Source organism: Xanthomonas sp. NCPPB 3005 (assembly GCF_041228095.2).
Taxonomy (GTDB): Bacteria; Pseudomonadota; Gammaproteobacteria; order Xanthomonadales; family Xanthomonadaceae; genus Xanthomonas_A; species Xanthomonas_A bonasiae.
The window spans coordinates 2,539,931-2,558,959 of sequence record NZ_CP166096.2 but is presented as its reverse complement, the minus strand read 5'-3'; the positions used below and the strand labels follow the sequence as shown (position 1 = coordinate 2,558,959).

The window sequence follows — 19,029 nt, the reverse complement described above, 5'->3', positions numbered from 1 at the left end:
ATGACGACTTACTGGATCACCTTCCGGCTTGCTGCTGGCTCAGTAGGCGGTCGCGACTACGACACCCGCTACGGAGCGCTGATCGAAGCGGTGAAAGCCCATCGCGCGAACCATTGGTGGTATGAACCCACCTCTTTCTGGCTGATCGACAGCAACTCCACCGGCGCTCAGATCGCCGCGAGCATCAAGAACGCTATCGCCCCGGCAGAAGACCTCGCCTTGGTCGGCTCGATGGAGTTCAAGAATGCGGTGGCTGTGGGCAATATTGCAGAGATGGCCACCCTGAAAGCTCTGGTGCCGCTGCTCACGACTGCCTGACAAACCAGCTGGTGTGCACGTCGATCGGAACGCCGAACAATCGGGCCACCAGTTGAACCGCCTTGATGCGCATCTTGCCGAGGGCGTGGTAATTGCTCTTGTAGGTCATGATCTTCTCCAATGAAAAACCCCGCCGGGGCGGGGTCTGGGGGTTGGTGGTAGGATTCGGGCCGTCAACTACGCGGGGTGCGCCATGGATTGGAACGAGTTCCAGAACTGGAAGTGGAACAAGAAGGTGAAGGCGATGCAGGGGCCGAGTCCGTCGCGCCAAGGCGTTTTGCTGGTGCTCTGCCTCGCTGGGCTTTTCTTGATCGTCGGAAGTGCGCTGGTGAAGATCATTTACTGACGGGGCGCGCCAACCTGCGCTTTCAGATCATCCGCGAGTTGCACGGTTTCCTGATCGTCAGACCGCTCGCCGGCCTGGCGCAACACCTGGATCTGCGCAACCAGGTCGCCGGCGTCGCGCTTCGTGTTGGTAGCTAGCCAGTTCACAGCGCGGGGGTTGGTCATCAGTCGCGCGCCCAGGTTGTTCGATGCCGCGTACAGGACCGCCCCCGCTACCGTCTGGGCTGCGCCGCCGATGTCGCCTCGCAAGAGCTGCGGGATTGCAAGGGTTCCAGTTCCACCGAGCGTCGCGCCGAGCGCGAGCTGTCGCGCGGTGCCAGACGTGTTCTGGAACACCCTGCTGCCCGCGCTGATCTTGTCGGCCACCCGCGCGATCTGGTCCACGTCGTTGCGGAAGTCGCTTCCGTAGCGAGCGCTGCGAAACAGTTCCTTGCGCGCCTCCGGGCTGAGGTCGGCCCAATTGGTCAAAAACGTACGCATGGAGAAGGAATCTCCACTGGAGTCCCGCTGCCCTTTCACCGCCCGACCCATGCGCTGCAAAAACGATGCGGTGACTTCGGCACGCGCAGGCGCTGGCAACGCCCCCATCACACGGCGCAGGGATGTCGCGCCGTTCTGAGCGCCGTTGAACAGCGCCATATAGGCGGCCTCTGAGCCACCGTTCTTTTCAATGATCTTCTCGATCTGCTCGATCCGCTTCGACCCCATGTCGTAGTAGTTGTTCGCCCTCTCCATCAGTTGGATGGCGCGGGGGTTTCCGGTGGCCGCGACGGCCATGTTCATGTCCTCACTGAGCGATGCATACAGCGCGCGCAGCTGTTTGATATCGAAGTCCGGATTGAGGCCGGCGCCGTCGATCTTTTCGCCGACCATGCTGCGCACCCGCACCAGCGCCCGATACGGCAGAGATCCGCCGTTCTGCGCCATGTCGGCCTGTAGCGCTTCCGTCAGCTTGTCCATGAAGGGGTCGACCAGGATGTCCGACGTGTTCGATGCACCAGGCGTGCGTGCGGTGATCCCGGTGAGGTAGGTATCGGTGTTCATCGCCCGAACGGGGGTGTTCGGCGGCATCAGCTTGTTCAGCTCGTCGTAGAGCTTTTTCGAGGTCTTGCGGAACGATTCGATGAAGCCGCCCTGCCCGGTGATGCCTTGTTGCACCGTCGCTCCGACCTGCTGCGGCGTGAGGTCGGCGCCGTTGGGCGCGATCGCGTTCGACATTTCGTCGAGCCGGCCGCGCACCTGCTCCTGCTGCTGTCGACCCATACGCTCGATGCGGCCCGCGCCGCCCGGAGCGTTGCCCAGGTACGATTCCAGCGCCTGCGCCGTGCGGCTGCCCGTCGCCTGGCCGACGCTGGGGGCCGTGCCGGCGGCGTCGAACGCGGCGATGGTGTCCCGCAGCCCCTGCGCATCCTGGCCGCGCATCGCGCGCCGCGTGCCACCTGCGACGGCGGTCGGCACCGCGCCGACAGGTTCGGGGATCAGCTGGGCCAGGCGGTTCGGCAGCAGCGCGCGGCCAGCAAGCGCCGCGGTGCCGCTGGCCGCGCCCGGCGCGAGGCCGCCGAACAGGCCCGCGGCGATCTGCAGCCCGGTGCCGCCGCCCGCCTCGCGCGTTGCCGACGACGCGCCGGCGCCGGTGGCGGTGCTGACCGCCTGCAGGCCCGGGTTCGCGGTCAGCAGTTCGGCCAGGCGGTTGGTGACCGGCGCCGCGCCGCTGCGGCCCAGATTCGCCAGGGCGTTCACGCCCGAGCCAATGCCCATGGTCAGCGCGGTGCCGGTCAGGGCCTCGCCGATGTCGCCGATGACGCGCTCGCGCGCGTTCGCCGGCCGGCGCATGCCCATTTCGTCGGCAACCTGGCCAGCAGCATCGTGGTACGACTGGCCTCCGGTGCCCAGCTGCGTGCCCCAGCCCGCCGCGCTGTCGATCGGGTCGAGCACGTAGTGGTTCACCGCGTCGCCGCCCAGCGCTCCGTAAAGGCCCGCGGCGCCCTGCAGCACCTGCCGGCCGCCGATCTCGCCCAGGAAGCGGCCGATGGCGGTGCCTTCCTGCACCTGCGGCACTGCGGGCTGGCCGGAGACCATGCGCGCGAACGCGGAGCTGTTGGCCGGGCTCGGCGTGTCCGGTGCTGCTGGCGCTGCCGCGCCCGGCGCGTCATCCCATACGACCTGGTCAAGGTCGATCGGCTGCTGTGCGGCGGCCGCGGACTGCTGCGCGCGCAGCTGGCTCTCGCTCACGCCGCCGGTGATGTCGATCTCCAGCGGCTGCTGGCCAGCAGCCGGCGCCGGGGCGTCGTCCCACTTCACCTGCGCCAGCACGGACGGATCAATTGCCATAGTCGGTGGTCCCGTCGCTGTATTGGACGACCTTGCGGCCGTCGGGCAGCGTGCCGCTGCGCACGATGGTGCGGCCGCCGCCGCTGCCCTGCGGCGAGGCCGGCGTTGGGTCCGCGGGCTGCTGCGCGCCGCCGTACTGGCGCTGATACGCGGCCTGCATGCGTCCCTTCGCGGCGCTCGCATAGTCCATGACCTTCTTCAAGTTGGCCCGGAAGGATTCGGCCGACTGCGATCCGGCCAGAGCTGCAAGGTTGGATTGCAGCAGGCGGTTCTCCTGCTCCGACACGCTGCCCAGCGCGCCGCCCGTCTTCGATGCGTCGCGCATCGCCTGCAGCACGCTGAATCCGATCTGCGACCGCAGCGCCTCCAGTTCTGCGCGCGCGTTCGCCGCGGTCGATCCGGGGACATCGGGGATAGCGCCTCGCAATCCCGTGATGCCATCGAGGCCAGGGTGCTGCATCAGCGTCGCCGCCTGGGCGCTCATGCGATCGAGGTTCGAGGACGCATCTTGCAGGGCGGCGTAGGCCGGCGCAGACGCAGCCTGCTTCGTGGCGGCCGACTTGATCTGCGCTTCCCCCGCCGCGGTGCTGAGCGCCGCGTTGGAGCGCATGCCAAGTTCCTGGGGCAGGTACTGCAGCTGCGTCGTCTGCTTCGCTGCCTCGGTGGCCGCGGCCTGCTCTTCCGGCGCGCGGCCGACGAAGGTGCCGGCGCCCGCCGCCGGCGCGGCCGGCTGCACGCCGCCGTTGAACTGCGCGGCGCGGCTCTGCAGGAAGCGGTCGACCTGGTCGGCCGGGATGCCGGAGGCAATCATCTGGTTCGCCAGCTGCGCGTCCTGCTCGACCACCTGCTGGCCACCACCCTGCGGCAGGACCGGTGCGCCCTGGCCCCCTTGCGTCGGAGCCATGCCACCGGTCTGCGGGTCGAAGCTGGTGCCGTCCGGCAGGTCGATGCGGCCGGTGCGGCCGTTCATCACGCCGACGCGCTCGCGGCCATCCGGACCGGTGAACTTGACCTGCGTAAAGCCCGAGCTGGACGCGCGGCCCTCCTGTCCCAGTGCGATCTTGGCGGCGCTCTGGTATTCCGGCGTGCCCGGCTGCAGGCCGGCGGCGGCGGCCTTCATCTGGAACTCGCGGAAGCCGGTCGGCGTGCCCGCCTTCAGGTCCGGATCCAGGTGTGCGGTCTGTGCGAGGAAGCTCTGCACGCCGGCCATTTCCTGGCCGGGGTCCATGTCCATCGGGTATGCCGTCCCGGGCTTCAGCGTGTCCATGAACGGCTTGATGGTCTGCCGCGCGGCCATGATCTTCTGCTGATCGCCGGCCTGCAGCGCCGCCTGCAGGTACTTCGCCGCGCCGCGCGCGCGCAGCGCGATCGAGTCACCGCCGGCCTGGTACTGCTGGGCCGCCTGCGGGTCGATGGCGGCGGCCTGGGCGAACGCGGCAGGATCGCCCGATACGACCTGCGGCGCCAGCTGCGTGAGCCGGTTCTGCTGGCGCTGCTGGCGCTGCCGCTCGGTGATCGCGTTGCCCGCCTGGTAGCCGCCCAGGAAGTCCGTCAGTCCATTTGCCATTACGCCGCCCTCGCGAAGCTATACAGGTTGTTGCCGAAGTTGTAGTTGCTGCCGGCGCCGGTGCTGGCCTGGTTGCCGTACAGCGACGACGATCCCGTGGTCCCATAGCTGCTGGTGCGGCCGCTACCGGCGCCGTAGGTGCCCAGCAGGTTCGTGCCGATGCCGGTCAACAGGCCGGTGAGAGCCGCATCCGTGGAGCCGTTCGCCAGCGCGGTGTTCGCATTCGTGTTGCCCACCGCATTGGCGTAGTTCGTGTTGTTGCCGGCGAGCGAGCTGGCCGCGTTCTGCCCCATGCCAGCGATGTTCAGCAGCTTGTTGTAGTAGCTGTCGTAGTTCTGGGTGGCCAGGCCGGTGCCGTAGCTCAGCAGGTCGGCGCTGTGGCCGCCCGAGTACAGGCTGCCGCTCGCCGCCGCGCTGCGGTCCAGCGTCTTCAAGCCTTGATCGCGCGTCCACGCGTAATCCGGCGATTCGGTGAAGCTGGCGGTGTTGCCGGCGTTGAGCTGCTGCAGCTGCGTCAGCGCGTTGGTGCCGGCCGTCATGTACGGCTGCATGTTCGCGTTGTTGGCCGCCCACGAGGCGGACTGCGCCGAGTTCGACGCCTTGGCAGCATCGCGCGCCGCGTCCTTCTGCTGATCGGCCGAAACCGCGCCGCCGATGGCGGTCACCGCCACGGTCCCCACTGCTACCCAGCTCATGGCTTGCCTCCTTCGTGCGTGATCGCCGGCAGCTCTTCCGGCTCGATGAATTTCGACTCGATCGACGCGACATCCTGCAGCTTCGTCGGATGGACGTTGACCCAGATAACGTCGGTGTGGGCATAGCCCGCTTTCTTGCAGCCGGCCGGCGAGGCGAAAATTGCCGGCGCACGCAGCCGGCGCATGCCCTCCGGCGTGGTGACCTCGATCTCGCCCTGCATCAGGAAATTGAGGGTCGAGAATCGGTGCACTTTCCCGGTCAGCACCGTGCCGGCGGGGATGAAGACCTCGCGCCCGTAGATCCCGTGGGCGAAATGGTGTTTCACCGGGATGTCGGCCGGCGGGTGCTTGCGCAGTTCGTCCTCGAGCGCACGCAGCTGCTCCCGCGTCGGGTGTTTTCCGGGCAGCGCCAGCCCGCCCGGCGGCGCGCCAGGCTCGTGATCGATATCGGTCATCCCATCGCCTCGATCGACGCCACGGCGCCGTACAGGTCGCGCTTCACGGGGCTGGAAACGCGGATCTTGAACACCCAGTTGCGACCGGAGCCCAGGCGCTTGATACGGATGCGCCGGCTGAACTCGCCCATCTCGCCGAGCGTGTACTCGCGCCAGTTCGACCAGTTGTTCCCGCCGTCCTTCGAGTAGCAGATTTCGACCTTTCGATCGCTCATGGCGTGTACCCGTCGGTCAGCACTTCGATGCCCCAGCCCGAAATGTGCGAATGCAGCGCTTGCAGGCCTTTGAGCGAGATGGTGATGCCAGAGGTGAGCGGCAGGCTGCGCTCGATCGGCGAAGGCGTGAACGCGCCGGTGGGCGTCGGTGACGTGTTCGCGACCGCTTCCGTGCCGCTGGCAGAATGGAACTCGACGTTCGCCGTCGCGCCATCCGTCGCGATCAGATACAGCGAGGTGATGCGCACGCCCAGCACGCCGCTGCCGGTGATGTTCAGCACCCAACTGGTGCCGCCGGCGACGACGGACCCCGACCTGGTCAGGCCGATGATCGAGTCCGTCATGGCGTTGCTGTTCGCGTTCGGGTCGGGGGTGAAGGTGTAGCCCACATCCGTGGCGCTGATCGGCTGCCACACTGGCTCCGGCGGCGGGTCTGGCGCATCCGCCGGGACCGTCTCTTCCATGCCCATGCTCATCAACAGCTCGAGCGACGGCACGCCGATCAGGCCCTGGTTGTTGTGCACCCCGCCGGAAATGCGCTCCGACACCAGCGGCTGGTCGCCTTCCAGCAGATAGTCCTCGTCGAGGATCCACAGCTGGCCGTTCTGGAAGTCGCCGCCGATCCACTGGCCGTTCCAGTACACCAGATGATTGAGTCGCCAGCGATCGAGGCCGAACGACTGCCGGCGGTGCCACAGCCGCGTCACGACGTCGTAGCCCCAGGTGCGGCCGTCCGGAAACGTCAGGTAGTAGACCTTGTGCTGCTCGCTCTCCCACCTGAAGCCGAACGCCTGCTGCCAGTTGTTCTTGCGAATCGCCTTCTGGATTGCACCGGTGGAGATCGGCACGGCCTGGTAGCCGTCGAGGCGGTAAATCACCCCGTCGTTGCCCAGCCACATGAGGCTGTTGTCCAGGTTGACCACGCTGTCGCCGCTGGCGCAGCCGCGCTCCACCACGATGCCCTTGTTCTTGAACGTCTTGGTGTTCGTGCCCGAGTTGTAGAAAAATTCGATGGTGGTCTCGTTGAACACCACCGCCTCGCGCTGGCTCACCGCCAGCTCCACGATCTTGTCCGGCGACGCCTCGGACTCGTAGCGGTCCAGCGTGTTGTAGGACTTCGCGTCCGCCAATTCCGAGTGGAACCAGAAGCGGCCGAACGGCTCCACCTGCAGCAGGAAGCTGTCCATGTACGCGCCCGAGCGCGCGCCGGGGTAGCCTTCGTCGGTGATGCGCGCCAGGTTGCCGGCGACGGTGTCCCAGACGTAGCCGCTCTGCCCGTTCACCACCAGCAGCTGGTTGCCGCCGGTGATCTGGTTGTGCGCCATCCTGACGCGGCCGATACCCGGGATGACGCCGCGCGCCGTGGCCACGCCCTTCGGCGACACCTGGTACAGCTTGTTGCCGGAGACGCCGAACAGCGCGCCCTCGGCGACGTGCAGGCCGCGGATGGGGCCGTTGGCCAGGTTCACGAATGGGCGCAGGCCTGGCGGGGATGCCAGCTTCCACAGCGTGCGCGTGCCCGCCGCCTCGGCCTGCTCAGGCAGCCAGTTCACCGTATCCTGCACGCTCCACGGCCGGCTGTCGTCGGTGTAGAATCCGCCCAGCAGGTCGATCGGACGCGCGGCCATCAGCAGTTGTACCCGTCGCGCCAAGTGCCCCCAGGGCAACCCTGCCCCTCCGGCAAATCGGGGTAGGAGAGCCGCGCATAGCTGTTGGTCAGCGCCTGCGAACGCAGCATGGACAAGCCCTCCCGCGCCCTGGTCAGCACGTCAGGCTCCAGCGCTGCGCCGTAGCGCGCGCGCAGGCGCAGCGCCAGGTTATCGGTGATTGCCTCTTCCGCCTCGGGCGGCGCCGGCAGCGTGTCACCAGGCGCCGCCACGTCGCTCCAGCCGAGCGCCGGGCCTTCGACTTCCCACACGCGCATCATCATGTTGAGCGCGCGGATACCGGTCGCCATGTCCTCGGCTTCCGGCGCCTCGTTGGCGTCCACGACGCGCAGCAGCTGCAGCGCGTCGGTAACGACCGTGGCGACGCTGGTCACTTGCCGGCCTTCGGAGGACGGCCCTCATCCTTTGGGCGGTCGCCCAGCGGCAAGTAGCCGTGTGCCTTTTGCGCATCCTGCTCGGCCTGGCTGCCCACGATCACCGCGTCGTCGCCAAGCTCGCCGCGCTGATAGATCATTTTCGGGAATTCCATCGGTCCACCTCTCGAAAGAAAGGGGCCAGCCCGAAGGCCAGCCCCTGTAGGTCACTCGGTGATGCGCACCGAGTGGTCGCGGCGCACCGGCGCCTCGCCGTACAGCACGTCGATACGGGTGTTCTCCCGGTCGTTGTAGCCGTCGCCGAAGGTCATCACGCGCACGCTGATCTTGCCGACCGTGGCGGTGTAACCCTCGCAGGACGCCAGCACCGGCAGCGGCGCGAAGGCCGCGGCGAACGCATCGCGGTGGAACGCGATTCCCTGGCGCTTGGACTGCGACGCGGTGCCGAACACGGTGATGTTCGCGCTGTTGGCCGGCGACGCGGTCACGGTGCCGATCACCGTACTGGAGGTGGGGATGATCGCCGGGTAGATCGCGACGTTGCCCGCACCGCCCGCATAGTCCGCGGTCACCACGAACTGCCGCAGCACGCCCGAATCCACGCCGGTGATCGGGTGCACCGCGTTCACGCCGGCGATGGTGAACACCGTGCCCCGGGTCAGCGGGCCGGTGCCGGTGGTCACCGCCAGGCTTGCGCCCGTCTGCGCGGCACCGTTGACGACGTAGCCAGCGCCCGCGCCGTTCGCCTGCAGCGCCAGCGACTGCTGCTCGTAGAACTGGAAGCCGGCGAACATGCCCACCGCGTTCTCGCTGAATTCCGCTTCCAGTTCGTCCTTGGTGTGGAACAGCGTGGAATTCGCCTCGGCCAGCGCGATGTTGGCGTCCGACGAGAAATGCAGGCTGCGGTCGCCCTTCGGTGCCAGGAAGCGATTCAGCGATGCGCTGGCGGCGCGGTAAGTGGTGCGGGTCGACGGAATCGTGCCCCAGGTGCCCACCACATTGGGGGTCTGGTAGCGCATGCGGTTCAGCAGGTCGGCGTTGATCTGGGAGCCGAGCGCTTCCATCGCCGGCTTCAAGAACCGCTTCTTGAACTCGGTGATTTCGAGCTTCTTTTCCTTCGCGGTGAAGGTCAGGCCGACGTGCTTCTGGGTGTCCAGGGTCAGATCGACCGACGTCTCTTTCAGCGAGGGCGCGGTGGCGCTGCCGCCGGCGAAGACCGCGCCGTCGTAGACCACCGGCACCGGCGGGATCATCACCCGGACGGTGTCGCCCTTGCCGTAACCGTTGACCTCTTCGCCGAACTCGATGGACCGGTCCGTGTTGATGTTGCTGACGACCTCGTTGTCTTCGACGAGCATCTTGGCCGCCAAGCGGGCGACCATCTGGTGGGTGAGTGCCTGACCGACGTTGGCCATGTGTTGCTCCTATGGGTTATCGCTTGCGCCGGCGTTCGCGATCGCGATCGCGCTCGCGCGCGTACCACTCGTCGTCGGTCAGCTTTTCCGGCGGGGCTTCCGCAGAAGAGCGACCGCCAACGCGCGGAGGCGGTGCCGGGGCTTGGGAAATGGGCTTCGGGTTGGGAGTAGCGATTGCCGGGTTCACCAGCGCGCTCGCCGCGGGCGCGGCGGAGGCGTTCGGTTCCGGCGGCGCTTCGCTCAAGCGCGCGGCATAGCGGGCAATGGCCCGATCCAGCAGTTCGGGGCGCGTGGACGCCAGTTGCAGCAGCTCGTCCTCGTTCTGGGCGAGCCGATAAGCGATCTCCGGGCCTTTCTCGTGGCCGATGATCGCGGCCTGAAGTTCCGGCAGCAGCAGGGATGGATCGATCGAGCCGACGACTTCGAGATAATCCTCGTGGGTCGCGGCGAACGCGGTAGCGCGCTGCGCATACGCGTTGGCAGTTTCCTGTTGCTTCTGGGCTTGAGCCTTGGTCTGGTTCTCCGCGTCCCACTGCTTGCGGGCTTCCGCCAGCTCATGCTGGGTAAGCGCACGCTGGTACGCGTCCTGGTCGAAGTTGAATTCCTCCGGTTTCGGCGGACCCTTGGGTTCCGCCGGCTTCGGGAGTCGGGCCTCGATATCGGCGATCTTGCGCCGGTACTCGGCGTTCTCCGCGTTGATGCGGTCGATGTAGGCGCGCGTGCGGTTCTTCTTGCGCTCCGCTTCCTGCTGCTGTGCCTGCTCGGCGGCGCCGGGCTGTGCCGTGGCCTTCTCGGCTTCCAGCCGCTGTGCTTCGGCGTCGCTGCGCGGTGCCTGCTGCTGCGCCGGCGCATTCCCTTCGGCCACAGTCTGGCCGCCCTGGATCTGGGCTTCGTTGGTATCGGTCATTTCATCCTCGCGGGTTTCGGCCAGTCCGGGCCGATGCGGTCAGGCGGGTACGCCTGTGAGTGCGGGCAAAGAAAAACCGCCTTGCGGCGGTTGGGGTTGTGCGATCTGTTGTGGCGGCACCTGCATGCCCGCCATGGGGTCAGGTGGCGGCGCGGGCGGCTGCATGCCCTGCAGCTGGGCCAGCAACTGCGGCAGCATCTGCTGCAACTGCAGCTGCTGCGCCATGGTCAGGTTCTCCAGCTGCTGCCCCTCGGCCTGGGCGCCGTAGAGCTGCGCCTGCGCCGCGGTCTTGCTTGCGTCGGCCAGCACCTTCGGATCAGGCTGCTGCGGCGCTGGCGCCTCTTCGCCCTCCGCCGGCGCCATGACGCCCTGCGCGACCAGGATCTTGCGGAACGCCGCGTCGAGTTCGTCGGCGCCGGGCAAGTCCATGTTCTTGATCGCGGTGTAGGCCATCAGCGCAGCGATCGGCGGCGGCAGGCCCGGCCCCATCTGGCCCAACATCTGGGTGAACGCGTCGACGGCTTCCATGCGCTGGGTTGCGTAGCTCGGGCCTACGGTGATCGCCACGTCGTATTTGCCCTTGCTGATATCGTTCAGCACCACCGTCTGGCCGGTTTCCGGGTCTTTGACCTCTTGGTACAGCGTCTTCCACTTCTCGCCGCCGTCGGCGCCCAGCGTGCGCACGACGCGCTGCTTGTCGTACACCCGCGGGATCATGTCGACCAGGATCTCGTAGGTGAAACGGATCGCGTAGGCGAGATTGTCCAAATAATTGAACGTCGCGACGGCGCCTTGCATCTTTCGGGCGTTGATGGCCTTGCCGCTGGTCTCGTTCGACGTGGCGCCCAGGCTGGCGTTGAACTGGCCGGTGCTGGCCTTGATGTCCTCGTTGTCCATCGTCGCCAGCTGCAGCAGCGCCGTCGGCACCTCGGCCTGGCGCGAGCGCTCTGGCAACTCCTTCGCTTCATCCTTGACCGGTAGGTAGGGGTAATCCTCCGCGTTGGCGTTGTTCCAGAACCTCTCGTAGCCCTTGATGTCGCCCATGCGCAGGACGAAAGGCGCTTTCGGGGACTTGGCGACAGCCTCGATCGCCGCAGTGCGGTGCACGTTGTGCAGGCGCTGCTGGTCCTTGTTCGCACGGACCATGCCCTGCCAGTAATCCTCGCCGTCGATGTTGTCGATGTTGCCGTAGACCGGCACCAGCGGGATGAACTTGCTGGGGAAGTCGTGCGGCTCGGTCAGCCACTGGCTGCCGTTGCTCAGCCGCATGCGCACGACGTGGGAATCCACATTGCGGCGGCGCAGAATCTGCAGGCCGGCTTGCGCCAGCTCTTCCTCTTCCAGACCAGCCTCATCGGCGAACACCACCGCGCCACTGCTCAGCGCCCACAGCTCGCGCGTCTTCGGCTCCTTCCACCAGTATTCCACCAGGCGGATCTGCCCCTTCTCGCGCCACTTCGCCCTATCGCCGTCGCTGTCGAAATCCACCATCGCCACGCCAGGGAATCGGCGCTCGTGCTCTTCCTCGGGCATCAACTCCTCGACGAAAGCGTGCGTGCCGTCGCGGCGATCGAGGCGTTGCGCTGCCGGGTCGAATTTCACCGAGTAAGGATTGCGCACCGGTTCGATGAAGATGTCCTGGTCGAAATCGTCCTCGTTCGCGTAGTCGGTGCACAGGCGCCAGACGCCGTAACCACCCTTGGCCGCCTTCTCGTAGCCGATGTCGTACGCCTGCTCGGCGTTACTGACCGCCTCGATGTTGCGGCACATGCCCTGCATCAACTCGGCGAGCGCCTTGTCGCCTTCCTCGGTGCCGCGCACCTTGCCCTGCGGCCGGCTCTGCCGCATTTCGTTCACCATCTGCCGCACGTGCGTGGACAGCTTCGGGAACTCGTAGGTCGGCCGGTTGCGACGGCGCGCTTTCAGCTTCTCGTCCCACTGCGCGCCGGGGATGGTGACGAACCGCTCGTCGTCCCGCGCCGCGTCGTAGAGCGTGCTGCACGCTTCGTCCGCCTTGTCGTAACGCTTGCGCATTTCGGCCAGGCTGTCGTTGTCGGTGCGCTCGGTCATCAGTAGTCCGTCGTGTAGTTGTCCAAGCCGGAGGTATCCGGCTCGCCGCGGTCGGTGCTCAGGTAGTCCACCGCCATCATTCCGAAGCTATCGGCGCCGTGGCTGGCCCAGTCGTGATTGGGCCCGAACCCGATGTTTCGGCTCTCGTCCCGCTTCTCGTGATACCAGCCGAGCGCGTCGCGGCCGGCCTCGGTCGCGTCTTCTTCCAACCCTTCCGGGCCTTCGCGCAGATCGCGTACCGGCGCGCTGTTGAACCAGATGCTCGGGAACAGGCGGCGCGCCGATTCGATACGCGTCATCGCCGCGCCGGCGCCCATGTTCGGAATCACCTTCACCTCAAATCCGGCTTTGCGCAGCTCGCTCTCGTAGCTGACCGAAAACACCTTGTCGTGCGCCGCGCCGTCGTGCGGCAACACGCACATGGCGCTGGAGAAGCCATTGCGGCGCAGCCAGTCCACGTGCGTGGCCAGCGGCTGGCCGACGGCCTCGTAGTACCGCAGCACCCGGACCTCGCGGCCGATGAACTGCACGATCCAGATCGCGCAGGCGTCGGCCTTAGCGCCGGTGCCACCGATGTCCCAGTACGCCCGCAGCGTCATCAGCGGGTCGGCGGCAACCCGACCGATCCGCCCTTCCTGCTTGGCCAGCGCCATCGCCCTGGCGTAGTAGGCGCCGGACATGGCGGTCACGTAGTCGCCGTCCCAGATGTGGCCGTACTGGTCCGGCTCCATCCGCAGGCAGTCCAGCCGCTCTTGCTCAAGCTCCGGGGTGAACCACGGGTTGTCCTGCCAGTTCGCCCGCACCACCACCGCGCCGGTCGGGATCTGCGAGCCGCGCAGCATCACGTCCACCGGGTCCGACTTCCGCCGAGCGTTCCAGCTAAACCACAGCTGCGAGCCCGGCGCGCGGATCGTCGGCCGCAGCAGGCTCAGCGAGTATTTCGTGCCGGCCTGCGCCTCTTCCCACCACGCCCGCTTGAAGCCCTCCAGGGACTTGATCGACTCGGCCGTGTGGTCCTGCATGCCCTGGAACGTAATCACGCCGTCGCCGGGCGTGCTGATCTGCTCCTTGAAGACCTTGAAGCCCTGCCGCTCGCCGAGCCGCATGTCCTTGAGCTTCGCCTCGATCAGGCGCTTGCTCGACTGCTTCAGCGACTTCTGCACCTGGCGGATGCACACCGACAGCAGACCAGCGCCGCCGGACTGGCCAGGCTCGCTCAGCGCGTCATCGATCAGCAGTTCCGCGAAGAAATGCGACTTGCCCGAGCCGCGACCACCCCATGCCCCCTTGTAGCGGGCCGGCGCCAGCAGCGGTTCGAAGACCTCAGCTGTTGGCAGCGCCAGGACGGACAATGCGCCTCTCCACCACGGTGATTGCCGCTTCCACTGGGCCGCCGCCAGGCCCGCTCAGCTCGTGGCGGTTCGTGTACGCGCCGCCGGCTTCCTTCGCCGCCTGCTCGATCAGCTGCGCCGCCAGCGGCAGGTTCTTCATCGTCTCGGCCCGGGTCGCCATGCGGTTCAGCGCCCGCAGGCGGAACGCCTTGTTCGCGATCGGGATGTCGGCGGTGTCGCTCCGGAAGCGCTCGCGCGTCTCGTTGAACAGGTCCACCCAGCGCTGCGCCAGCCGCGCCCCGGCCTTCTTCGTCGGGTCGTGCCCTTCCACCGCCTGGCGGGTCACCGTGACCCGGAATTCAGTCTTGACGGCCTCCACCACCTGCGAGGGGGTGTCGAAACACGCCAGCTGCTGCACGATGAAGGTCTTTACCTCGCTGCTCAGGGCGGCCATTCGGTCGTTGTCTCGTCAAGCGCGGTCAGGATCAAGCCGCCCGCAGGAGGCAGGTTCCACAAGACCGTGCGATGTCCAGGTGGGCCACTTCCGGCCGCCCGTTGGCCGCGGCGACAAGCCGCTGCACCTCGGCGCCAGCGCCGTACCTGCGCACGACGCCGACGAACTCTTCCACGTCGTGGCCGCGCATGGTGAGCACCGCGGTCCCATCCTTGCGGAACCTCGGCGCACCGAACGCGTCGGCCTCCTGCGCGATGTGATACAGCTCGTGCTCGACCAGGGCGCACCACTCGACGTCGCTGCAGTGCGCGCTGTGGTCCGCCGCCAGGGTGATGACCACCTCCGGCACGCGGCCGAACCAATCGACCATCTGGCGCACCATGCGCGCCCGCTGCCAGCCGCCGGCGCGGAACGCGACCAGCTCGGCCTGGCCCACGACGGTGCGGCCCTGCTTCGTGAAGCTGCTTCCGGCCCACAGCACGGCGACGTCGGCGCCCTGCAGGTGCGCGTGATCGGGGTTGTGGATCCGGCCATCCTCGGCCAGCACCTCGGCCTCGATCCATTCCCAGACCTGCGGCGCCGGCTGGAAGCGCATCGCCAGGTCGTCCAGATCCAGGCCGTACAGCTCGGCCGGCGGCAGCGGGCGCGATCCGGCGGCCATCAGCCGGCCGCCCCGCAAGCTAGATCAGGCCGTTGCGGCAGCCAGCAGGGAGGAGCGAGCCTGTCGGACGATGAGGTAGAGCTCCTTCCGCGACAGCTGCCCGCCACCCGGGATCGGCGTTCTGCTGACCCGATCGCCGTCGCCGCATGAATATCTGACCTGGACCACGGCGTCTTCCGACTGCGGGCCTTGATCCACAACGATGCGCCACTGGATGCGGCCATGGCGCGAGGGCGTTCTGCGGTAGGCGTTTTGCATGGAGCGGCTCCTGCGGCTTGCTGCGCGGTAGTGTAGCTGGCAGCCATCAGGATGCTCGCCCTTCCGCGAACTTCTGCCTGCCACCGGCGCGGAACCGGACGATGGCGCGCATAGCGTCCGAGCCAACCACGGCCTCCGCGTCGCCATCCAGCCGCGCGCGCAACACCCACCCATGGTTGTGCCAAGCAACAGCCATCCGCGGCGCCTCCGGCGCGTAGTAGCCGTGGTCGTAGTCGCTGTGCTGCAGATCCATCAGGCGGCCACCGCACTCAGCACCAGCGGGCCGGACGTGATCGCCTCATCGCCGAAACTCGGCATCGGCGGCACCTCCACCATGAAGCGCTGCACGTAGACCTCGCCATTGTCCAGCGTGGCCACGCAGCGCAGCGCCACGCGGCCGGGGTAGCCGACTTGGATCTGCACCTGCGCCTGCCGGGTGGTCGGGATGGCTGCCGCGCTCATGGCTGCCACGCCCTGGCTGGACAGCCGCCATTCCACCGCGACGATCGAGCGGCCCGCCGGCAGCGCGCCGTTGTAGTCCGCCACCACGCAGCGGCGCTCGCCAGGGGGCACCTGGATGCTGTGCACGCGCAAGCGATCGTGCGCCGACACGAATGCGCGGCTGACGATACCGATTTCGTCACATGGGACGCTCACGGCTTCGCGTGGCCCTGCGGCTTGGACAGCTTGCGGATCTCGCCCATGCGGCGGTCGCAGTCCTCTTGGGTCGGGATGTTGGCGTTGTAGGCCGACACGACAGCCTCGACCGTCCGCTGCTTGGCGCGCACCGGCGGGCACGGCGCCGTCAGAGTCTCGGGCAGCTCGGCCGGCACCTCCACGCGCACGTACACCTTCTCCGGGATCTGCGGCTTCACCGCGCGGGAGCATCCGCCCCAGCCGGCCAGCGGCAGCAGCAGCACGATCAGCAGCAGGCGGTTCACGATCAGCCCGCCAGCTTGTCGCGCAGGCGGAAGCCCAGCAGCGGCCAGACCTTCGCCACGGCGTTCTGCCGCGCGATCTTGCGGCCCAGATCGGCGTCGAAGTTCTCCGGGCTGGCGCAGGCCGACTCGCCCGTCACGGTAAAGCCGTTGCGCAGGCGCAGGACGCAAAACGTCAGCAGGCCCAGTTCCTGGTAGTCCTCGGGCAGTGGCTCGAAACCCGGACTGGCGCCCCACACGCCGTTCTGCGCGGTGAAGTAGTGCTCGCTGGCGATCTCCGCCTCGATGTCGGCCGGCGTTACACGCGGCGCCGTCAGGCCCTTGGCCTGGATTTCCTGTTCGATCTGCTGGTCGGTCACGGCTCGCTCCTTCAGAGCAGGGGAATTTCGGGGCACAGCTCAAGCGCGAGCTGCGATCGACATGCCGGCTTGGCTTTGGCCGCCTGCAGTGCCTTCTCGGCCGCGGCCACCTTGGCCGCGGCGGCGTCGGCCGCCTTCGATGCGCGCACGTCGGCGATCTCGGCGGCCTTCTTCCATTCGCCGGCGCGCTGCTCGGCCAGCTTGGTTTCCTGGCTGATCTCGGCGACCACCTGGCCGCACGCGTTTGCCGCAGCGAGGTAATCGGCGGCCGCCTTGTCCGCCTTCTGACGATCGACATTGGCTTTCGCGACGGCCTTTTCGGCATCGGCCTGCTTGTTGTGCTCGCCGCGACTGCACCCGGCCACGAACAGGCCGCCGGCCAGCGCCACGTACAGCGCCACGTACAGCGCCACGCGGATCAGCGCCAGGTAGGGGCGCAGCGGATCGGGGATGGACAGGTTCATTGGGAAGCCCTCGATGCGCCCATGGCCAGGCGCATCACCAGGCGCGAGACGGCGCGGTTGTCCTGCTCGGTTGCGTCGTTGAAGCGCTCCCAGCGGAATTCCTGGATCACCGACCCGAACTCCATCCAGTCGCCTCGCCGCGCGGCGGCCCACAGGTCGCTGCTGTCCCGCACCACGTCGGCGCCGATGATGTCGGCGATGGCGATGATGTACGGCAGAGAGGGGCGCATCTCCGGGTGCACCGCCAGCAGCTCGAAGAACCGGCCGCGCAGCGTCTCCTGCGCCTCCATGCAGTCCTCGGTCAGCTCCAGGGTCGCCGCGCGCTCGCTCTGGTCGCGCGTCTCGATCGCCCGGCCGTAGCCCAGGCGCAGCACGTTGCGGTTGTCGCGGCGCGGGCGCGAGGAGCGGCCCCACACCTCCTGCAGCAGCGCGACCGCCTCTCCCAAGGACTGGCGCTCGGCGTCGATCAGCGTGGCATCGTCGAGGTCCGGCATCATGCGTCCCCGTCCCCGGCGGCCGGCGGGTCGTTGGCTTGCAGCGACTCCGGCTTGGCGCACGGGAACATGCGGTAGAGCACGTTCGAGGCGGTGGTCCACAGCCCCATCGCCGCGAAGCCGGTCATCAAGGCGAACCAGGCGCCCCGCGGCGTCGGCACCTTGGCCCAGCAGATCACGATGGCCAGCAAGCAGCTCCAGAAACGAATTCGCGCCTTGGTGAACGCCGGCGGCCAGGACGCCCGCATGCCGATCTGTTGCGGCAGGTGCGGCAGCAGCAGGCCGATCGCGACGCTGATCGCCAGGCTCATCCACATCGCCTCGACCTGCGGCGCCGACAGGAACGTGCCCATGTCGATCAGGAACAGCTTCACCGCCGGCCAGTTGTCTGCCATGGCGACGATGCCGCCGATGATCGGCACGGCCGCGGCGGCCTGCGCCAGCGTGATGCGCGCCACGTCAGGCCTCCACGACCTGGCCGCCAGCGCGCTTGTACGCCGCCAGCAGGTTGTCCACCTTGTGCTCGTGCTGGCCGTAGCCGGCGCCCGGCAGGCTCGCCCAGATGTTCGACACCCGCACGATGGCCTCCCGGATCCTGCCGGCCTGGATCAGCGGCAGCGCCTTGCGCTCCCGGATCTGCTGCAGCGCGATCTTGTCCTGGCTCAGCGGCGAGAAGTCGGCCAGGCCGAGCGTCTTGCGGTAGGCGTCGTAGTAGCGGCGCAGCAGCTGGTAACGGCCTGCAGCCGTCGACTGGATGCGCAGCGCCGGCAGGTCCACCAGCACACGCGGGTGGTCCGCGTAGCTGGTGAACAGCTTGCCGCCGACGATCACGTCGTACCCGTGGTTCGCGGTTGGCTGCTTGCCGTTGTCGGTCCCCTCGGACCAGGCCAGCATGTCCAGGAAGGCCACGACGTTGCGGCCACCAGCTTGTTCGGGCGTGATGGCCGCCATCGAGATCTCCGGAAATGAAAGAGCCCCGCCGGATGGCAGGGCTTGGGCGCGCGCCGCGACCAGGTTCTCCCAGTCCAGACGGCGCAAACAAAAAGCCCCCGGCTTTCGCCAGGGGCTTCTATGTCAACGTGCCTGAAATATCGCACCAGAGGTGTCACCTGTCAAGCGGCGCGCAGCATTCCAGACAGCATCCCGTAGATACGATCCTCTCCGCGACGCGCCATCTCCAAATAGGCCCGCACAGTCATGGCCGGCTGCCCTGCGTTGGTTAGCAGCAGCAGCGCTGTTTCGTAGCGCTCGACCTTCTTTCGGCCGCGGGCACAAAAATAGGCGCGTAGCACGCACGCCATGGACACGCCACCGCGGGCGATCTCGCACACTAGGTCTTCGATGCGCTGCGCGCGCGAGTCGCATTCAAGCGGCTTATAGCCCACGTTCGGCGGCGGCATCTCGCCGCGGTGGTCGATCAGCACTTGCAACATGTTCTTAGTGCAGTGCCCCAGGTACTCGAAATCTCGGTGCAGGGCGAACTCACGCCCCCAGTGCTCCAGCTCAGCGCGAACATAGGCGCCAAAAGTGTCAACTTGCATAGGCATGCCCCCTGCTTTTCTTCATTGGCTCAATTCCCCAGCGTTTGCCATGGCGCACAATTGCTCGGCCTGGGTAACGCTTGCCTGGAACACCGCACCGTTCGGGCCGCTAAGCCCAACCACACCGCCAGGCCCGCATACCTGCGGTAGCTTGTACGGCCCAACAATTT

General features: G+C 67.5%; 27 protein-coding genes. 2 read left to right on the top strand and 25 right to left on the bottom strand.

Annotated elements, in window-relative coordinates; translation table 11 throughout:
* A complete protein-coding gene (locus tag AB8810_RS11170) occupies positions 1-318 on the top strand; it encodes a hypothetical protein (RefSeq protein WP_369916544.1) in 318 nt (105 codons plus the stop codon).
* Here AB8810_RS11170 and AB8810_RS11165 read toward each other — a convergent pair.
* Positions 305-427: a hypothetical protein gene (locus tag AB8810_RS11165; protein ID WP_369916543.1), complete on the bottom strand. Its 123-nt coding sequence runs from the start codon at positions 425-427 to the stop codon at positions 305-307. The genes AB8810_RS11170 and AB8810_RS11165 overlap by 14 nt on opposite strands.
* A gap of 84 nt (positions 428-511) precedes the next feature.
* Here AB8810_RS11165 and AB8810_RS11160 point away from each other — a divergent pair, with 84 nt between their 5' ends.
* Positions 512-664, top strand: a complete 153-nt coding sequence (locus AB8810_RS11160; protein ID WP_369916542.1) for a hypothetical protein — start codon at positions 512-514, stop codon at positions 662-664.
* On the opposite strand, the gene AB8810_RS11155 is transcribed toward AB8810_RS11160, so the two are convergent.
* The 24 genes from AB8810_RS11155 to AB8810_RS11040 all read right to left on the bottom strand — a co-directional run bounded on the left by AB8810_RS11155 (position 658) and on the right by AB8810_RS11040 (position 18,865).
* Positions 658-2,994 (bottom strand): hypothetical protein, encoded by a 2,337-nt coding sequence (locus AB8810_RS11155; protein WP_369916541.1) that lies wholly within the window; start codon positions 2,992-2,994, stop codon positions 658-660. The two genes, AB8810_RS11160 and AB8810_RS11155, sit on opposite strands and share 7 nt — an antisense overlap.
* Positions 2,984-4,291 carry a hypothetical protein gene (locus AB8810_RS11150; RefSeq protein ID WP_369916540.1) on the bottom strand — a complete coding sequence of 436 codons (1,308 nt, stop codon included), beginning with the start codon at positions 4,289-4,291 and terminating at the stop codon, positions 2,984-2,986. Before AB8810_RS11150 ends, AB8810_RS11155 begins: the two co-directional genes overlap by 11 nt.
* 269 nt (positions 4,292-4,560) lie before the next feature.
* Entirely contained in the window at positions 4,561-5,256 is a 696-nt protein-coding gene (locus AB8810_RS11145) for a hypothetical protein (RefSeq protein WP_369916539.1), read from the bottom strand.
* On the bottom strand, positions 5,253-5,711 hold the full coding sequence (locus AB8810_RS11140; protein ID WP_369916538.1) for a hypothetical protein: 459 nt from the start codon (positions 5,709-5,711) through the stop codon (positions 5,253-5,255). Before AB8810_RS11140 ends, AB8810_RS11145 begins: the two co-directional genes overlap by 4 nt.
* Positions 5,708-5,926, bottom strand: a complete 219-nt coding sequence (locus AB8810_RS11135) for a hypothetical protein (protein ID WP_369916537.1) — start codon at positions 5,924-5,926, stop codon at positions 5,708-5,710. Before AB8810_RS11135 ends, AB8810_RS11140 begins: the two co-directional genes overlap by 4 nt.
* Complete coding sequence (locus AB8810_RS11130) at positions 5,923-7,554, bottom strand: packaged DNA stabilization protein (RefSeq protein WP_369916536.1); 1,632 nt, start codon at positions 7,552-7,554, stop codon at positions 5,923-5,925. The genes AB8810_RS11135 and AB8810_RS11130 overlap by 4 nt, the downstream gene beginning before the upstream one ends.
* Positions 7,554-7,967: a packaged DNA stabilization gp4 family protein gene (locus AB8810_RS11125; protein WP_369916535.1), complete on the bottom strand. Its 414-nt coding sequence runs from the start codon at positions 7,965-7,967 to the stop codon at positions 7,554-7,556. The genes AB8810_RS11130 and AB8810_RS11125 overlap by 1 nt, the downstream gene beginning before the upstream one ends.
* Positions 7,964-8,122, bottom strand: coding sequence for a hypothetical protein (locus tag AB8810_RS11120; protein WP_369916534.1), 159 nt, complete (start codon positions 8,120-8,122; stop codon positions 7,964-7,966). The genes AB8810_RS11125 and AB8810_RS11120 overlap by 4 nt, the downstream gene beginning before the upstream one ends.
* 51 nt (positions 8,123-8,173) lie before the next feature.
* Complete coding sequence (locus AB8810_RS11115; RefSeq protein WP_369916533.1) at positions 8,174-9,382, bottom strand: P22 phage major capsid protein family protein; 1,209 nt, start codon at positions 9,380-9,382, stop codon at positions 8,174-8,176.
* Between the two features lie 16 nt (positions 9,383-9,398).
* On the bottom strand, positions 9,399-10,289 hold the full coding sequence (locus AB8810_RS11110) for a hypothetical protein (protein WP_369916532.1): 891 nt from the start codon (positions 10,287-10,289) through the stop codon (positions 9,399-9,401).
* 39 nt (positions 10,290-10,328) lie between these two features.
* Positions 10,329-12,323 carry a portal protein gene (locus AB8810_RS11105; RefSeq protein WP_369916662.1) on the bottom strand — a complete coding sequence of 665 codons (1,995 nt, stop codon included), beginning with the start codon at positions 12,321-12,323 and terminating at the stop codon, positions 10,329-10,331.
* A 35-nt stretch (positions 12,324-12,358) separates the two neighbouring features.
* Positions 12,359-13,711: a phage terminase large subunit gene (locus AB8810_RS11100; protein ID WP_369916531.1), complete on the bottom strand. Its 1,353-nt coding sequence runs from the start codon at positions 13,709-13,711 to the stop codon at positions 12,359-12,361.
* The gene (locus AB8810_RS11095; protein WP_369916530.1) at positions 13,683-14,144 is read right to left on the bottom strand and encodes a DUF2280 domain-containing protein; all 462 of its coding nucleotides are present in this window, start codon (positions 14,142-14,144) and stop codon (positions 13,683-13,685) included. Before AB8810_RS11095 ends, AB8810_RS11100 begins: the two co-directional genes overlap by 29 nt.
* Before the next feature lie 31 nt (positions 14,145-14,175).
* On the bottom strand, positions 14,176-14,805 hold the full coding sequence (locus AB8810_RS11090; RefSeq protein WP_369916529.1) for a putative metallopeptidase: 630 nt from the start codon (positions 14,803-14,805) through the stop codon (positions 14,176-14,178).
* Between the two features lie 24 nt (positions 14,806-14,829).
* Entirely contained in the window at positions 14,830-15,063 is a 234-nt protein-coding gene (locus tag AB8810_RS11085; protein WP_369916528.1) for a hypothetical protein, read from the bottom strand.
* A gap of 46 nt (positions 15,064-15,109) precedes the next feature.
* The gene (locus AB8810_RS11080; RefSeq protein WP_369916527.1) at positions 15,110-15,316 is read right to left on the bottom strand and encodes a hypothetical protein; all 207 of its coding nucleotides are present in this window, start codon (positions 15,314-15,316) and stop codon (positions 15,110-15,112) included.
* Positions 15,316-15,720, bottom strand: a complete 405-nt coding sequence (locus tag AB8810_RS11075; protein ID WP_369916526.1) for a hypothetical protein — start codon at positions 15,718-15,720, stop codon at positions 15,316-15,318. The genes AB8810_RS11080 and AB8810_RS11075 overlap by 1 nt, the downstream gene beginning before the upstream one ends.
* Complete coding sequence (locus AB8810_RS11070) at positions 15,717-16,004, bottom strand: hypothetical protein (RefSeq protein ID WP_369916525.1); 288 nt, start codon at positions 16,002-16,004, stop codon at positions 15,717-15,719. The genes AB8810_RS11075 and AB8810_RS11070 overlap by 4 nt, the downstream gene beginning before the upstream one ends.
* 2 nt (positions 16,005-16,006) lie before the next feature.
* Complete coding sequence (locus AB8810_RS11065; RefSeq protein ID WP_369916524.1) at positions 16,007-16,360, bottom strand: Gp49 family protein; 354 nt, start codon at positions 16,358-16,360, stop codon at positions 16,007-16,009.
* 11 nt (positions 16,361-16,371) lie between these two features.
* On the bottom strand, positions 16,372-16,824 hold the full coding sequence (locus AB8810_RS11060) for a hypothetical protein (protein ID WP_369916523.1): 453 nt from the start codon (positions 16,822-16,824) through the stop codon (positions 16,372-16,374).
* Positions 16,821-17,321, bottom strand: a complete 501-nt coding sequence (locus AB8810_RS11055) for a hypothetical protein (RefSeq protein WP_369916522.1) — start codon at positions 17,319-17,321, stop codon at positions 16,821-16,823. Before AB8810_RS11055 ends, AB8810_RS11060 begins: the two co-directional genes overlap by 4 nt.
* Complete coding sequence (locus AB8810_RS11050; protein WP_369916521.1) at positions 17,318-17,776, bottom strand: hypothetical protein; 459 nt, start codon at positions 17,774-17,776, stop codon at positions 17,318-17,320. Before AB8810_RS11050 ends, AB8810_RS11055 begins: the two co-directional genes overlap by 4 nt.
* 1 nt (position 17,777) lies before the next feature.
* Complete coding sequence (locus tag AB8810_RS11045; RefSeq protein ID WP_369916661.1) at positions 17,778-18,269, bottom strand: glycoside hydrolase family protein; 492 nt, start codon at positions 18,267-18,269, stop codon at positions 17,778-17,780.
* Positions 18,270-18,430: 161 nt separating this feature from the next.
* The gene (locus AB8810_RS11040) at positions 18,431-18,865 is read right to left on the bottom strand and encodes a hypothetical protein (RefSeq protein ID WP_369916520.1); all 435 of its coding nucleotides are present in this window, start codon (positions 18,863-18,865) and stop codon (positions 18,431-18,433) included.
* Between the last annotated feature and the right edge of the window lie 164 nt (positions 18,866-19,029).

Coding starts and splice junctions, on each gene's coding strand:
- AB8810_RS11170 (WP_369916544.1), top strand. CDS start 1: ATGACGACTTACTGGATCACCTTCCGGCTTGCTGCTGGCTCAGTAGGC.
- AB8810_RS11165 (WP_369916543.1), bottom strand. CDS start 427: ATGACCTACAAGAGCAATTACCACGCCCTCGGCAAGATGCGCATCAAG.
- AB8810_RS11160 (WP_369916542.1), top strand. CDS start 512: ATGGATTGGAACGAGTTCCAGAACTGGAAGTGGAACAAGAAGGTGAAG.
- AB8810_RS11155 (WP_369916541.1), bottom strand. CDS start 2,994: ATGGCAATTGATCCGTCCGTGCTGGCGCAGGTGAAGTGGGACGACGCC.
- AB8810_RS11150 (WP_369916540.1), bottom strand. CDS start 4,291: ATGGCCGCGCGGCAGACCATCAAGCCGTTCATGGACACGCTGAAGCCC.
- AB8810_RS11145 (WP_369916539.1), bottom strand. CDS start 5,256: ATGAGCTGGGTAGCAGTGGGGACCGTGGCGGTGACCGCCATCGGCGGC.
- AB8810_RS11140 (WP_369916538.1), bottom strand. CDS start 5,711: ATGACCGATATCGATCACGAGCCTGGCGCGCCGCCGGGCGGGCTGGCG.
- AB8810_RS11135 (WP_369916537.1), bottom strand. CDS start 5,926: ATGAGCGATCGAAAGGTCGAAATCTGCTACTCGAAGGACGGCGGGAAC.
- AB8810_RS11130 (WP_369916536.1), bottom strand. CDS start 7,554: ATGGCCGCGCGTCCGATCGACCTGCTGGGCGGATTCTACACCGACGAC.
- AB8810_RS11120 (WP_369916534.1), bottom strand. CDS start 8,122: ATGGAATTCCCGAAAATGATCTATCAGCGCGGCGAGCTTGGCGACGAC.
- AB8810_RS11115 (WP_369916533.1), bottom strand. CDS start 9,382: ATGGCCAACGTCGGTCAGGCACTCACCCACCAGATGGTCGCCCGCTTG.
- AB8810_RS11110 (WP_369916532.1), bottom strand. CDS start 10,289: ATGACCGATACCAACGAAGCCCAGATCCAGGGCGGCCAGACTGTGGCC.
- AB8810_RS11105 (WP_369916662.1), bottom strand. CDS start 12,323: ATGCGCAAGCGTTACGACAAGGCGGACGAAGCGTGCAGCACGCTCTAC.
- AB8810_RS11095 (WP_369916530.1), bottom strand. CDS start 14,144: ATGGCCGCCCTGAGCAGCGAGGTAAAGACCTTCATCGTGCAGCAGCTG.
- AB8810_RS11090 (WP_369916529.1), bottom strand. CDS start 14,805: ATGGCCGCCGGATCGCGCCCGCTGCCGCCGGCCGAGCTGTACGGCCTG.
- AB8810_RS11085 (WP_369916528.1), bottom strand. CDS start 15,063: ATGCAAAACGCCTACCGCAGAACGCCCTCGCGCCATGGCCGCATCCAG.
- AB8810_RS11080 (WP_369916527.1), bottom strand. CDS start 15,316: ATGGATCTGCAGCACAGCGACTACGACCACGGCTACTACGCGCCGGAG.
- AB8810_RS11060 (WP_369916523.1), bottom strand. CDS start 16,824: ATGAACCTGTCCATCCCCGATCCGCTGCGCCCCTACCTGGCGCTGATC.
- AB8810_RS11055 (WP_369916522.1), bottom strand. CDS start 17,321: ATGATGCCGGACCTCGACGATGCCACGCTGATCGACGCCGAGCGCCAG.
- AB8810_RS11045 (WP_369916661.1), bottom strand. CDS start 18,269: ATGGCGGCCATCACGCCCGAACAAGCTGGTGGCCGCAACGTCGTGGCC.
- AB8810_RS11040 (WP_369916520.1), bottom strand. CDS start 18,865: ATGCCTATGCAAGTTGACACTTTTGGCGCCTATGTTCGCGCTGAGCTG.